This is a genomic window from Meridianimarinicoccus marinus (genome assembly GCF_040689105.1).
GTDB lineage: Bacteria > Pseudomonadota > Alphaproteobacteria > Rhodobacterales > Rhodobacteraceae > Meridianimarinicoccus > Meridianimarinicoccus marinus.
The window spans coordinates 1-12,972 of record NZ_JBFBVU010000047.1 but is presented as its reverse complement, the minus strand read 5'-3'; the positions used below and the strand labels follow the sequence as shown (position 1 = coordinate 12,972).

11 protein-coding genes and 3 pseudogenes are annotated in these 12,972 nt (G+C 61.3%); 3 read left to right on the top strand and 11 right to left on the bottom strand.

Annotation, left to right across the window (positions count from 1 at the left end):
* Window positions 1–136: 136 nt before the first annotated feature.
* From AB0T83_RS19260 to AB0T83_RS19245, 4 genes are read right to left on the bottom strand one after another with little or no spacing between them, the layout of a single operon-like run.
* On the bottom strand, window positions 137–691 hold the full coding sequence (locus AB0T83_RS19260) for an NADPH-dependent FMN reductase (RefSeq protein ID WP_366194838.1): 555 nt from the start codon (window positions 689–691) through the stop codon (window positions 137–139).
* Window positions 692–708: 17 nt separating this feature from the next.
* Window positions 709–2,013 (bottom strand): TRAP transporter large permease, encoded by a 1,305-nt coding sequence (locus AB0T83_RS19255; RefSeq protein WP_366194837.1) that lies wholly within the window; start codon window positions 2,011–2,013, stop codon window positions 709–711.
* Window positions 2,010–2,507: a TRAP transporter small permease gene (locus tag AB0T83_RS19250; protein WP_366194836.1), complete on the bottom strand. Its 498-nt coding sequence runs from the start codon at window positions 2,505–2,507 to the stop codon at window positions 2,010–2,012. Before AB0T83_RS19250 ends, AB0T83_RS19255 begins: the two co-directional genes overlap by 4 nt.
* Window positions 2,508–2,567: 60 nt before the next feature.
* Window positions 2,568–3,587, bottom strand: coding sequence for a TRAP transporter substrate-binding protein (locus AB0T83_RS19245; RefSeq protein ID WP_366194835.1), 1,020 nt, complete (start codon window positions 3,585–3,587; stop codon window positions 2,568–2,570).
* 166 nt (window positions 3,588–3,753) lie between these two features.
* Between AB0T83_RS19245 and AB0T83_RS19240 the strand changes: the two genes are divergently transcribed.
* Window positions 3,754–4,680: an isocitrate lyase/PEP mutase family protein gene (locus AB0T83_RS19240; RefSeq protein ID WP_366194834.1), complete on the top strand. Its 927-nt coding sequence runs from the start codon at window positions 3,754–3,756 to the stop codon at window positions 4,678–4,680.
* Window positions 4,681–4,874: 194 nt separating this feature from the next.
* Here AB0T83_RS19240 and AB0T83_RS19235 read toward each other — a convergent pair.
* The 4 genes and pseudogenes from AB0T83_RS19235 to AB0T83_RS19220 form a co-directional block, all read right to left on the bottom strand.
* A pseudogene (locus AB0T83_RS19235) lies at window positions 4,875–5,009 on the bottom strand (integrase core domain-containing protein); the annotation flags it as partial.
* A gap of 205 nt (window positions 5,010–5,214) precedes the next feature.
* Window positions 5,215–5,673: pseudogene (locus AB0T83_RS19230) on the bottom strand (transposase); the annotation flags it as partial.
* A gap of 80 nt (window positions 5,674–5,753) precedes the next feature.
* Window positions 5,754–6,775, bottom strand: a pseudogene (locus tag AB0T83_RS19225) (IS3 family transposase); the annotation flags it as partial.
* A 1,074-nt stretch (window positions 6,776–7,849) separates the two neighbouring features.
* Window positions 7,850–8,740: an AraC family transcriptional regulator gene (locus tag AB0T83_RS19220; RefSeq protein WP_366194833.1), complete on the bottom strand. Its 891-nt coding sequence runs from the start codon at window positions 8,738–8,740 to the stop codon at window positions 7,850–7,852.
* A gap of 157 nt (window positions 8,741–8,897) precedes the next feature.
* Here AB0T83_RS19220 and AB0T83_RS19215 point away from each other — a divergent pair, with 157 nt between their 5' ends.
* Together AB0T83_RS19215 and AB0T83_RS19210 are read left to right on the top strand one after the other, a co-directional pair.
* On the top strand, window positions 8,898–9,767 hold the full coding sequence (locus tag AB0T83_RS19215; RefSeq protein ID WP_366194832.1) for an SDR family NAD(P)-dependent oxidoreductase: 870 nt from the start codon (window positions 8,898–8,900) through the stop codon (window positions 9,765–9,767).
* A gap of 10 nt (window positions 9,768–9,777) precedes the next feature.
* Window positions 9,778–10,590, top strand: coding sequence for an SDR family oxidoreductase (locus AB0T83_RS19210; protein WP_366194831.1), 813 nt, complete (start codon window positions 9,778–9,780; stop codon window positions 10,588–10,590).
* A gap of 255 nt (window positions 10,591–10,845) precedes the next feature.
* Here the strand turns inward: AB0T83_RS19210 and AB0T83_RS19205 are convergent, their stop codons facing one another.
* From AB0T83_RS19205 to AB0T83_RS19195, 3 genes are all read right to left on the bottom strand, one after another.
* Window positions 10,846–11,739 carry a transglutaminase family protein gene (locus AB0T83_RS19205; RefSeq protein WP_366194830.1) on the bottom strand — a complete coding sequence of 298 codons (894 nt, stop codon included), beginning with the start codon at window positions 11,737–11,739 and terminating at the stop codon, window positions 10,846–10,848.
* 258 nt (window positions 11,740–11,997) lie between these two features.
* Complete coding sequence (locus tag AB0T83_RS19200; RefSeq protein ID WP_366194829.1) at window positions 11,998–12,531, bottom strand: hypothetical protein; 534 nt, start codon at window positions 12,529–12,531, stop codon at window positions 11,998–12,000.
* Between the two features lie 76 nt (window positions 12,532–12,607).
* A complete protein-coding gene (locus AB0T83_RS19195) occupies window positions 12,608–12,787 on the bottom strand; it encodes a hypothetical protein (RefSeq protein WP_366194828.1) in 180 nt (59 codons plus the stop codon).
* Between the last annotated feature and the right edge of the window lie 185 nt (window positions 12,788–12,972).

Sequence of the window (12,972 nt, the reverse complement as noted above, 5' to 3'; positions counted from 1 at the left end):
TCGATATACAGAAGGCTGGTGCCGTCCTCGGCCTCATGGGCCAGATGGGCATCCCAGATCTTGTCGTAAAGCGTCTTGTCCTTCGTCATGCTCTTTCTCCTTGGTGTCCGCCGTCGAGTTCGCCACCGCGCGATGGTCACGCCTTTTGCCCGCAAGCATCGAGGAACGCGGTAACCGCCATGTCGACGCGTTGCGACATGGCTTCGGTCGCCAACCGTTCGTCGATCTCGGTCCCGCTGGAAACACCGCCGGCCGTCACCTCCCAGGGCAAGGCCTGCGCGCCGAGACAGGTGAGCGGGATCCGAAGAGCGGCAAGCCCGCGCCAACCACCAACGGGCGAACTCGACGCGGAAGCCAGCAGCACCGGTTTGCCGATGAGGACCGATGGCTTGATCCGGCTGACCCAGTCGATGGCGTTCTTCAGCGGCCCCGGGATCGAGAAGTTGTATTCGGGCGATGCCAGTATCACGCCATCCGCCTTCAGGATATCGGCTGACAGCGCTTGGATTTCCGAAGGAATGCCGGGGGAAGCTTCGCGCGCCGCCGTATAATGCGGCAGGTCTACGACCATGCCGTAATTCACGTCCTGAACGTCGTGTCCGCGGCCCGATACCCGATCGACAATGTGTTCGAACAGGTGTCGGTTCAGGGACCCGTCCCGCGTGGAGGCCGCGATACCAACAAATTTCATTCCTATTCTCCGTATTCTCAGTTGTAGGCGAGGTTGACGAGCAGAAGTGACAGCGCCGGGACCGAAGCCACCAGGGCCAGGCGGAGACAATCGGCCATCAGGAAGGGCACGATTGCCGCATAGACCCGTTTTGTCGGCAGGCCCGGGACCGAAGAGGCGACCACGAAAAGATTCATGCCGACCGGCGGGGTGATCAGCCCGATTTCGACCACCGACAGCAGCAGGATACCGAACCAGATCGGATCGAACCCGTATTCCACCACGATCGGGAAGACGAAGGGGATCGTGAGAAAGATCATCGACACCGAGTCCATGAAGCAGCCCAGAACGATGTAGAACAGAATGATGCCCACGATTATCTGCCATGGCGCGAATCCCGCCCCCGAAACCCAATCCACAAGGACGTGGGTGATCTGCGTGGCCTCGACAAAATAGTTGAACACCGCGGCGCCGATGAGAACCAGAAAGATCATGCCGGTCAGCCCGGCGGTCTCGCGCCCGGCCTGGACGATCACCTCCAACGACAGTCTGCGCCGAAACACCGCGATCAGGGCCACGCCCAGCACGCCGACCGACGCTGCCTCGGTTGGCGAGAAGAAGCCCGCGAACAATCCGCCAAGGACGACGGTGAACACCAGCAGAACCGGCCAGGCGCCGAGTGCAAGATGCAGCCGTTCCTGGGCCGAGGGTTTCTGGGTGACAGGGGCGGTGCCGGGCTTCAGCCGCACGGTAACCGCAATGGCCAGGATGTAGAGAATGGTCGCAAGAATCCCCGGAATGATCGCGGCGATGAACAAGCGTCCGATGGATTGCTCGGTCAGGATCGCATAGATGACCAGGATGATGCTTGGCGGGATCAGAACACCGAGGGTGCCGCCCGCCGCGACAGTGGCCGCCGAGAACGCATCGGAATAGCCCCGGTCGCGCATTTCAGGGATCGAGATGCGCCCCATCGTGGCGGCTGTCGCAAGGCTGGATCCGCAGATCGCACCGAAGCCGGCGCAGGCCGCAATGGTGCCCATCGACAATCCGCCCTGCCACTGTCCGAACGCGGCATAGCCCGCATCATACAGGTTCCGAGACATGCCCGTGTGCAGAGCCAGGCTGCCCATCAGAACGAAGAGCGGCACCACCGACAGACCGTAGGGAAAGACGCTGCTGAAGGGCAGACCCCCGGTCACGAACATCGTGGTGGACCAGCCGTTCACCACAAGCCCGCCAAGCAGGCCGACGGTCAACATTGCAAGGGCAATTGGCATGCGCAAGGCCAGCAAGACCACGAAGGCGACCAATCCGACAATTCCGATGGCAAGCATGCTCATTGCGGTTCTCCAAGATAGACAATGTCCGGATGCTCGACGGTCTGCGCCATGGCCCAGAGGGAGCCCAGCATTGCTGCGATCAGCCCGACCACCACCGGCAGCCAATACCAGATCATCGGAATGCGAATGTTCTGGGATACGTCGCCGTAGGAGGCAACAAGGACAGCCTGTTCGAATGCGGCATAGGCCAGAACGCTCAGCAGACCGGCCCCGGCCAGCCACCAGGCCGCACTCAGGAAGCGGTTGACGCGCTGCGACAGGCTATCGGTCAGAATGGTGACGGCAACATGGGCCTTGCGCGCGAAACCGTACGAGATGGCCAGGAACACGGCGTACATCATGGCCAGTTGCGTCAGATCGACGAGACCGGGGATCGAGCTTTCCGCGGTGTGGCGCAAGACAACGTCGATGCAGGTCAGAAGCGCCGCAGCAAAGATGAAGACCAGGCTGGCAAATGCCATTCCGTCGATCATGATGTTGATGAACCTACGCATATCACGCTTTCCTTTCCTGCTGTATCAACGGAAGGCGCAGGCGCGCCTTCCGGCAATCCCTCAGTCGTATTCGGCGGATGTCGCGATCAGGGCCTCGAGGATCTCGGCGGCATTCTTGACACCGGAGTCGCTGACTTCCTGGATGAGGGCTTCGGTCACACCGGCAAGCTCCGCCTTGGCGGCTTCCAGATGCTCGGGTGTCGCGACAACGATCACATCATCGGCGCTGGCGCTTTCCTCGGCGAATGCAGCAGCGCCCCATTCGTCCCACCAGGGGCCGAACCTGGCGACCAGTTCGTCGCCCGACAGCTTGTCGACGCAGGCGCGCACGTTTTCGGGCAGGCCGTCATAGGTGCGCTGGTTCATCGCAAAGAAGAAGCCGACCGTATAAAGCGGGATATCGTAGTGATATGACACCACCTCACCCAGCTTGTAGGCTCCGATACCGGTCCAGTCGATGGTCAGCCCGTCGAGCGTTCCCTTCTGGAGGTTCTCGTAGATCTGGCCGGGCGGCAGGCCGATCGGCTCGGCACCGTAGTGCTTGAGAACCTCGCTGATCGCCGGGTTCGGGGTGCGAATCCGCAAACCGGCCAAGTCGGACAGGTCGTTGACCGGCTTGGTCGTGTGAATCACGCCCGGATTATGCGCCATCATCCCCAGCATGTGCACGCCCGGATATTCCGGTTTCAAGAGCGTCCCTGACAAGTTCCAGAGCGCAAAGCTCGAGGCATTCGCGGACTTTGCGACGAATGGCAACTCGATCAAGGAAGTGCGGGGGAACCGGCCGCGCGGAATTCCGGTGTGGCCGAACGAAATATCGGTCACTCCGGCGCGCACCTGGTCGAATTGCTTGGTGATGTTGCCCAGAGCCGAACCGGCCGGGTGGATCTCGACGGTTACCTCACCGTTGCTGCAGGCTTCGAGATCGCGGGCCCATGGTTCCATGAAATCGGTGTGCAATCCGATCGCGGTGGGCACGAAGTGGCTCATCTTCAGCGTTGTCTCGGCCCCGGCTGTCCCTGCCCCCATTGCCAGCGCAGACGCCGCAGCGATCATCAAACCTCTGTATGCGTGTTTCATCCGTCTCCCTCCTTCAGATTTCCTGATCGGCCCAAGATCCGCCACCTTTCGATGGCCGGCCTCCTCCGTCTTGCGTCACGAGCCGCGTGACTTGCGGCCTGGGCGCCTTAGACAGATCGGTTGATTCTCTCCAATCCGCCCATCTTGTATACAATCTAATTCTCTATTGCAATATTCACGCGTCTATTTTATGGTTTTGGATACAACTAGACATCAAGAGTGGGAAGGAACCGAGATGCAGACAGGAACACTCAGGCAATTGCTGGATCGAAACAAAACACTGATCGTACCGGGCGCCTATGATGCCCTGTCGGCCAGGATCGCTGCGCAGGCCGGGTTCGAGGCCGTCTATATGACGGGGTTCGGCGTGGCCGGTTCGACGCTGGGCGTTCCGGATATCGGTCTTCTGACGGCAACCGAGATGGCCGACCGCGCCCGGGCCCTGACCGAAGCCGCAGCACCGGTTCCGCTGATTGCCGATGGCGACAACGGGCATGGCAGCGAACTGAACGTGGCCCGCATGGTTCGGCTTTACGAGGCAGCGGGCGTTGCCTGTATCCAGCTCGAGGACCAGGTTTTTCCGAAACGCTGCGGGCACATGGCCTCCAAGGAAGTGGTCAGCCTGGCGGAAGCCACCGCCAAGATCGAAGCGGCGGTCAAGGCGCGCCGATCCGATGACTTCCTGATCATGGCCCGCACCGATGCGCGCGCGGTCATCAGCATGGACGAGGCGCTGCGTCGAGGTGAAGCCTTCCTCAAGTCCGGGGCCGACATCCTTTTTGTCGAGGCGCCGCAGTCGCTTGAGGAACTTCGGCTTGTCGCCGAAACCTTCAAGGGGGCTCGCCTGGTCGCCAACATGGTTGAAGATGGCAAAACGCCCTATCTCGCCCGCGACGAACTGGAACGCATGGGTTTTGCCGTGGCTCTCTACCCTGTATCGTCGCTCTTGGTGACGGCACAGTGCCTTCGCTCAACCTATTCCAGCATGCTGTCGGACGGAAAGCTGCCCGAGGACGCCGCGAGGCTCAGATTTGGCGAGTACAACTCGATGATCGGGTTGCACCAATTGGTCCCATCCGCGGTCGCGGAATGAGACCCGAGTTCCGAATGCATCGGATGGCTTGGAGTGTTGGTTGTTTCTGAGAACCGACGCGGCTGAGGTCAGGACTGTCCCTGTGAAATGACCCATGAAGAGTGACCTGAGCCCCGACTTCCCTCCAGTTTTCGGGAGGATCCGTCGGTTGGTTTCTGGCCTCAAGCGGCCTGGGTTTCCAGTCTCGATTTCTTTGCAAATTCCTGCGGCGTGAGATTGCCGAGGGATGAGTGGGGTCTTTGTCGGTTGTAGTCGTCCTTCCATGCGGTGATGTTCTCGCGGGCCTCGGCCAGTGACGAGAAAAGGGTTTCGTTCAAGAGTTCGGTCTTAGGTAGCACATGCACCAAGTTGCCTGGTGGACGGGCGTCTGGTTCTCAGCTGCAATAGAGCCATGAGCGATCCCCTTGTCATTCAGACCCTTACGGCCAAGCGCGCGGAGATCCTTGGGCAGATCAAGGCGTATGAGGCGCAGATTGCGCATGCCAAGCACGATCTGGCGCATTTGAACGCGACGATGGAGCTGTTTGCGGGGCCGTGCCCGCCGAACGCTGCACCGTCCACCTCGACCTCACCCGACAGGCGGGCGTCGCGCGTCTCCGCCGCCAAGGCTTCCCGCAGCTTGTGCATCAGGACGAACGCGGTCTTGTACTGGACATCGAGGTCACGCGACATCTGCACGGCCGACAAGCCCTTGGACGCGTTCACGAACAAGCAGATCGCCCCGAGCAGATCGACGAAGGAGAGCTTGCGCGAGGCGAAGATCGTCCCCGAGGTCACGCTAAACTGCTTATGGCACGCTGCGCACTTAAACCGGCGCCGGGTCGAAAGGTCATAGACGTCGACGCACCCACAGGCCGGGCAGACCGGCGACCCGTTGGTCTCCGGCCAACGCAAACGGCAAAACCGTTGATACGCAGCCTCTTCGCCTTCCGAGAAGATCGACTTCAGCGACAGCGTATTCGCAGCTGCCGACAGGAGAAAATGCTGCGCCATGGCGACCTCATAGTGAATAGATGTTCACTCCATGTTCTCACCCCGACGGCCAATCAAGCCTTTGGTGCATTTGCTACCTAGGACCGCAGACATTCCGCCCGGAACCTGCCATTGAACGCTTCGATGAAGGCGTTGTCCGTCGCTTTTCCAGGTCGGGAGAAGTCCAGCGTGACGCCACGCTGATATGCCCAGAGGTCCATGTCGCGCGAGATGAACTCGCTGCCCCGGTCGACCCGGATCGTCGCCGGATAGCCTGCATGGCGGCAGATCCGGTCGAGCGTTGTTACCATATCCTCGCCGCGGTAGCTGAACCTGGGATCGAGCACCAGCCCGTAGCGTGAGAAGGTATCGACCACGGTCAGAACCCTGATCTTCCGGCCCGTCGCGAGCTGATCGTGCACGAAGTCCATCGCCCAGACATCGTTCGGCCCGACGGCTTCCGCACGGTCCTCCCTGAGCTTCGCCTTCACCCGACGCTTCGGCGTCTTGGTCCTGAGTTGCATGCCCAACTCCTTGTAAATGCGATACGTCTTCTTCGCGTTGATCTCCCAACCCTCCCGGCGCAGAAGCACATGGACGCGACGATAGCCAAACCGCACGCGCGTCTCCGCATTCGTCGGGCAAACAGTCCCCCGGACTGTTTGCTGACCCTCCTCATTCCTTGATCCGCTGTTCCAACGCGGCCTGGTCGCGTCGACGAAACTTGTACCGATATGTCCGCGGATCGAACCGGATAAGCCCACAGGCCCTCCGGATCGATACCCGCCAATCAGCTCTGATCTCATCGACCAGCGTCCTCTTCCGGGCAGGCCTCAGAGCTTTCGCTTGATAACGTCCTGCAGCATCTCCTTGTCCAGAGACAGGTCTGCCACGATCTTCTTCAGTCGCGCATTCTCCTGCTCCAGTTCCCTGAGCCGCTTCATCTCCGACGGCATTAGCCCGGCGTACTTGTGTGGCGGGAAAACCGTCCACTGGACGCTTTTCTTTATCCGCCTTCACTCCAATTGACGAACGTCGCCGAGCTGATCCCGGCTTTCCTGCAGACCTCCGCAACCGTCGCGCCCTCCTCCGCCTGCTTGATGATGAACGCCTTCCGGTTCATCGGGCTTTCGCGGCCCCACCGGGGCCACGGTCCCGCCTCACTCCGTGAACTTCGATGCTTTCATGCGTTTCCGCTTCGTCGGGCAAACAGCGCCTCACGCTGTTTGCTGATCCGCCTCAGTCTCCCAGCCGGGGATTCTATGCGGAAAACTCTAACCACAATCGAGGACGTTTCCGGGGATCACAGCAGTAGAACAGCGGATAGTCAGGCATGATCAATCATAAGATCACATAACGCACCAAACGGCTAAGGGTGTTATTGATGCCCGCCGCCTTCACCGTCCAAACGTAGTTTTTCTGGACAACGCAAATTTTTTCGGAGCGCATTGCAACCAAATCCTAGCGGTTTTCAGGGGTGCCGGGGGGTGAACGCCTAGCCGTCGGACTGATCCCGGCGAGGGAGCGCACTGGGGTGTGTTTTGTACCGCTTGTAGTTCGGGCGCAGTTTCCCGTGTAGATACCACCGGCCAGCAGCGGGGCAGGACGGGTTACGCTGCACCCCGCCATGCTTTGCACACCGATCAGACCCACGGACCACAACGGCTCGACACCGTGTGCCGTTGCGCTTCTGTGCCGTGCACTGTGGAGCCTTCTTGTACCCCACAAGCATTTGCTCGGATGTTCCGCGCGGCGGCATCGGACCACACCGGGCACGTTGCTTGCCTTTGTTGCTCTGACGGACATGCTGTTGCGCCGATTTCGCCGCCTGTTGCATGAAGTCCAATCGCCCGACTGGTTGGTCAAAGTGATCTTCTGGCTCAGGTCGCCCACTTTTGCCCAGCACACGGGGGCGCTTCATCTCGTCATGCATCGCACATCCCATCGCAGTATCGAACGCCGCCACAGAATACCGCGGCTTGGCAAGCGAGACAACTTTAGGGGCTATGTAGGGACTAGTTGATCCATGACCACGCAAGCCACTGTTTTATCAGCATTTATGGCGGAGGGAACGGGACCGGGGTCGAGCGTTCTCCACCCTGCAAGTCATTGACTTATATTTATGTGGAATAAGTTTGAAGTTGTTGTCTGCTCCAGAAGCGACTGCCATCCAAATGGAATGGTAGATGTCGGACTGCTACTCTGACGCATGGATCGCGCGGTCCTTCCTCGGAGGCAAGCCGAACTTGCGGGCGTATTCCCGTGAGAACTGGGCCGAGCTTTCGTATCCTACCGTGAACGCGATCCCGGAGACCTTTTCGTTCGTGCTGCGCAAAGCTTCGCGGGCGCGCAGAAGACGCAGGTCCTTCTGGTATTGCAGCGGCGACGTGCCCGTGACAGCCTTGAAGTGCTCGAAAAAGGCAGAACTGCTCATACCGGCTCGGTCCGCAAGGTCGCCAACCGTGAGCGGGCGGGCGAGGTCCGACTGGATCTCGCGCGTAGCCTGGAAAATGCGGCTGGCCGTGGTCTCGTGCCAGAGCAGCTTGCGAAGCGGTTCCGCATGGGCGCCCAACAGGAGACGGGCGTGGATTTCGCGCGCCGTGATCGGGGCCAGCAGACACCGCGCGTCTTCGCGATCGCATTGTCTGAGATAGCGCAGAAGTGCCGCCTCCGTCTCCAGGTCGGCCTGGCAAAGCGAAATCGAAAACGGGTCATGCTGGCTGGCGGCACGGGCGGGTGCCAAGTCGACGGCCATCCCGCGCAGGAGGTCGAGGTCGATCGGGAAGACGAGGGCGACGTAAGGACGGTTCGGCGCGGCCTCGGTAATGCGCGAGACGACCGGCAGGGCATGGCTGACAACGAGCGATTGTCCGTCGGCGACGCGCAGGGTCCTCCGGCTCGTGCCGACCTCCTTGGCGCCCTGCAAAACAAGGCAGAGTAGCGGGCGGTAGACGGTTGCGTCTTGCCCGGTCGGATCTGTGAACCGAACGAAATGCAGGCCGCTTGGGGCGTGCGCAAGCGCGCCTTGCGCGGGTCCTTCTCGGTCGAGCAACGCCGATACGTGATCCAGAAGGGCTCCGTGGGTCATGCTTTCCTCCTTGCGCCCCGTCTAGCAAAGAGATTTCACAGTTTTATCAGAAAATAGCAAACCATGGAGGATCAGGCAAGAATCCCGGTCAATCGAGAAAGAATGGACGCCTCCGTCGTACTAAAATCGATTTGACCAGAACGCGAGGAGGACAACCATGGCAAAGGTCTTGATAACCGGGATTGCGGGTGGCTTCGGCAAGCCTACGGCGCTGGCGCTGCTGGACCGCGGGCACGAGGTCGCGGGCAGCGTCCGCCACCGCGAGGGGCGGAACGCCGACACAGTGGCGAAGCTGGAGGCCGCCGGTGCGCACATCGTCGAAATGGACGTGACTGACACCGCGAGCACCGAAGACGGCGTGGCGCAAGCCATCGCAGCGCTCGGCGGCCTGGACGTGCTGTTCAACAATGCCGGGATCGGATCCTACGGCATCCAGGAACTGATGTCGCCCGAGGACATGGGCCGCGTCTTTGAAGTGAACGTTACAGGTGTACAGAGGGTGATGCGCGCGGCCCTGCCCCGTATGCGCGCGCAGGGGCGCGGCACGGTCCTCTACGCCTCCAGCCTGATCGGCCGGATCGCCACGCCCTTCTACGGCACCTATTCGGCGTCGAAATGGGCGCTCGAGGCCATCGTGGAGTGTTACCGGACAGAGCTGTCGGGTTTCGGTATCGAGTCCTGCATCGTCGAGCCCGGCGCGATGCCGACGGCCTTCTTCGACGGGATGGTCGTGCCGAGCGATCCTGACCGCGAGGCCGGCTACGGAGAGTTCGCGCAAGTGCCCGCGATGTCGGCAGCTGGCCTTGCCCAGATGCTCGACGCCACGACAGATCAGCGTCCCGAGCGCATCGCCGAGGCGGTGGTGGCCCTGCTGGACTTGCCGTTCGGGAAGAAACCCTTCCGCACGGTCGTCGACCACACCGGCGTCGGTCCCGAGATCGAGCGATACAACGACGTGCTGCACGACGTCACGCGCACCGTTCTCACGAGTTTCGGCATCGAGCGGATGCTCAACCTGAACGCCTGAGGAGAGAGACATGAAGACCATCCTGATCACCGGGGCCTCTTCCGGCATCGGAAAGGCCACGGCCCAACGCTTTCAATCCGAGGGCTGGAACGTCGTCGCGACCATGCGCGACCCGTCCGCCGGCGTGGATCTCGGAGCGCTGGACAACGTCCTCGTCACCCGGCTGGACGTAACCGATGCGGGCTCCATCGCTGCGGCGTTGGCTGACGGGCTGTCCCGGTTCGGCCGGATCGACGCGCTCCTCAACAACGCCGGTTACGGCGCCTATGGCCCGCTGGAGGCCTTCTCGACAGAGCGCATCCGCCGGCAGTTCGACACCAACGTGATCGGGCTTCTGGAGGTGACAAAGGCTGTGCTTCCCCATATGCGCTCGAACCGCTCCGGCACGATCGTTAACATCTCGTCCATCGGCGGGCAGATAACCTTTCCGCTCGGCACGCTCTACCACGGCACCAAATTTGCCGTCGAAGGCCTGTCCGAGGCGCTGCACTACGAACTGGAGCCGCTCGGCATCCGGGTGCGCATCGTCGAGCCCGGCATGGTCAAGACAGACTTTGGCGGCCGGTCCTTCGACTTTGCGATGGACGAAACGCTGTCGGACTACGCCCCGACCGCCGAGGCCATGGGTCGGTTGTTCGGCAAGCTGGCCGCGAACCCGTCGGCCCCCGAGGTCATCGCCGAGGTCATCTGGCAGGCCGTAAACGAAACCGGGGACCGCCTCCGCTTCCGCGCGGGCGAAGATGCCCATGCTCTGCTCGAAGATCGCAAGACCAGGGACGATGCTAAATTCATCGGAGCGATCAAGGACCTGATGGGGCGCTGACGTCAGCCTGCTGGGCAATCACAAATCAGAGTTGGCGGGCCGGGAGGGGCTGAGCCCGGTTTGAACGGCCCACTGTCAACCTCGAGCGGGTCATGACCGAGTTCGATCCCAGTCGCGAAAGGCGGCGGAGGGGATGGGCCTGACGTCGAGCCTCCTCCGGCCATTAAGGCGTTGGGATTGATTGGTTAAAACCAGACGCCGCAAGCCTATGCCACCGAAACACAATCAGAAAAGCGCGATGTCCGCCCCGCCCTGTTAGGCCAGAAGCGCGTTCTTTTGAGCCGAAGCACGCTCTATTTTTACTTGTACCTCCATCGAAAGCAGATCGAGGTTCGTTCCAAGGAACGTGCCTGCTACCGGCGTGACCTGCGCGATGTTCCGGGCCACAGCGAGCGGTATCAAGTTTCCGGACCCGACGCTCAGGTTCGTTGGATCGAAGGCAATCCAACCCGCACCGGAGATGAATATTTCGACCCAGGCATGTGTGGTTCCTGCACCCGCCGACCCGACGAGGCCTATTTCGGGATCGGACAGATAGCCGGAGGCGATGCGTGCGCCCAAGCCAAGACGGCGGGCGGCCTCTGCAAGCAGGACTGCGAAATCGCGGCACGAGCCCCATCCCCGATCGAGTGTCTCAATCGGCGACTGGGTGCCTTCGTCATCGCGGCTCTGGTAGGAAATCTGGGTGAACACGCCATTGCTGATGTCCTTCAGCAAAGAAAGCGTGTCGGTCGGGCGCGCCATGACAAAGCCCTCGATCCATCTTGCAAAGCGGCCATCGACGTCGCCGTATTGCGGTACCGTCAAAGCACCCAGGTCCGTCCATTCTTCGGCGGCGTAGACAAAAGGGTACTGGGCGGCCGAGGCAGCGATGGCAAAGACTGGCCAGGCTGGTGCGGTCAGTTCCACGCTGGCGCGGCTTTCAATCACCAGATGATCTGTCGGAGCGTCAAAGACGACGGTGGCGATCCCGTTGCCGGCAACATCATGCGCCCAGGTTATGGGCGCCGTCGGGGCAATGCTCATCTCGTGGGAGAGAAGACGCAAGTCCCGCGATTCGCGGGGACGCAGCATCAACTTGTGCGGCCCGAGAGAGACCGACTGACGGTAGCGGTAGGTGGTGGTGTGAACGATGTCGAGGCAGGCCAAATGGGCGTCCAGTGTGGTTCGAGGAAGACGGCACGCGCATGGATGTGGGTCAGCGGCGGCGTGATGAACCGGGGCTGACGGGCACGGCGTTTCGCCACGCGTTCAACCCCTTGCAGCGCCGACAGATCCGCTCTCCGAAACCTTCGCTCCAGAACAGGGTTTCGCACCGCAGGCACTGGCGTTCTTGCGGAACGTCACGCCGGGCCCTTGCGGTCACACTGTATGGTATTTCGCTTTCGGCCATGGCCTTGTCCGACATCAGATCTGTCCCGCCAAGTGGCGGCTGCGCGATCGCGACGGTGTTTCCGATCTTGAAGGCATTCCTTCGTTTTCGGCGGCCCGGATTGACGCATCGTCCCGCGCCCTTTGGGCGGTCGTCGCCGACGCCGGCACAATCAGATCGGGATCTGGCGTCCCACGCTCGGAATAGAGATGTCGCAAATGCGCCTCGGAAACTCCGTCAGCCTTCATCACGAGACGCACCATCGGATCTGTCAGCATTTCCTCGAGAAAGAAGTCGGACAACGCCTTGCCCGTCAGCTTGTCCTTGGCGCGTGCGTGGTCCAGGTCGGCAAGCGAAACGGTCAGAGTCCGCGCAAGTCCGGGATGCGAGATCCGGGGAAGAAGCTTGACGAGGACGGAGGCTTTCCAGGCTGCGGGATCCTGTTGATCCGGGGGTGACACCAACTCCGTTTCGATCTCGTACTCCCCTGCCGGGAGCGTCTCGGCAAAGCCTGGAACCGTGAACGGTCGGGCGAAAACCGCGACGGTCTTGCTCGTCAGATCTTCCATCGGCGTGATCCTCTCCCCTGTTGCTGCGGGTGGTCCGCGCCCCCTTCGAGGACAGGGCGCGCAGCCGGTGCAAAGCTCAAGGTTTCTTTGATTTGTCTTGTGGTTCCTCGCCGGCGGTCTTGGGCTTGAGTTCTTTGGCTGGGGTCTTCGCGGGCTCCGCAGGCTTCGGCTCCATTGCCGCCGCTGCCCTGGCAGTCAGGTCCTTGAAGGACATGTCATCAATCCTTTGATTGGGCGGCGCCAATTCCTCGTCCATGCCGGACCGGGATGCTTGGCGTCGGTAGTACCTATATGGGGACTGGCGACCCAATTTACGACGGCACACCGCAAAGGAAACCAAGGTCCCTCAGGGCAATTCATCGGTCCAGGCCTCGGTGGTCGCCGCAGGATAGGCCCGGACATAACAGGCGTCGCTGTGCGGCAGATCGAAGGCGAAGAAAT

Bases quoted from the DNA above. Each gene is read 5' to 3' on its own strand.
- AB0T83_RS19260 (WP_366194838.1), bottom strand. From the start codon at position 691: ATGAAATTTGTTGGTATCGCGGCCTCCACGCGGGACGGGTCCCTGAAC.
- AB0T83_RS19255 (WP_366194837.1), bottom strand. From the start codon at position 2,013: ATGAGCATGCTTGCCATCGGAATTGTCGGATTGGTCGCCTTCGTGGTC.
- AB0T83_RS19250 (WP_366194836.1), bottom strand. From the start codon at position 2,507: ATGCGTAGGTTCATCAACATCATGATCGACGGAATGGCATTTGCCAGC.
- AB0T83_RS19245 (WP_366194835.1), bottom strand. From the start codon at position 3,587: ATGAAACACGCATACAGAGGTTTGATGATCGCTGCGGCGTCTGCGCTG.
- AB0T83_RS19220 (WP_366194833.1), bottom strand. From the start codon at position 8,740: ATGACCCACGGAGCCCTTCTGGATCACGTATCGGCGTTGCTCGACCGA.
- AB0T83_RS19215 (WP_366194832.1), top strand. From the start codon at position 8,898: ATGGCAAAGGTCTTGATAACCGGGATTGCGGGTGGCTTCGGCAAGCCT.
- AB0T83_RS19210 (WP_366194831.1), top strand. From the start codon at position 9,778: ATGAAGACCATCCTGATCACCGGGGCCTCTTCCGGCATCGGAAAGGCC.
- AB0T83_RS19200 (WP_366194829.1), bottom strand. From the start codon at position 12,531: ATGGAAGATCTGACGAGCAAGACCGTCGCGGTTTTCGCCCGACCGTTC.
- AB0T83_RS19195 (WP_366194828.1), bottom strand. From the start codon at position 12,787: ATGGACGAGGAATTGGCGCCGCCCAATCAAAGGATTGATGACATGTCC.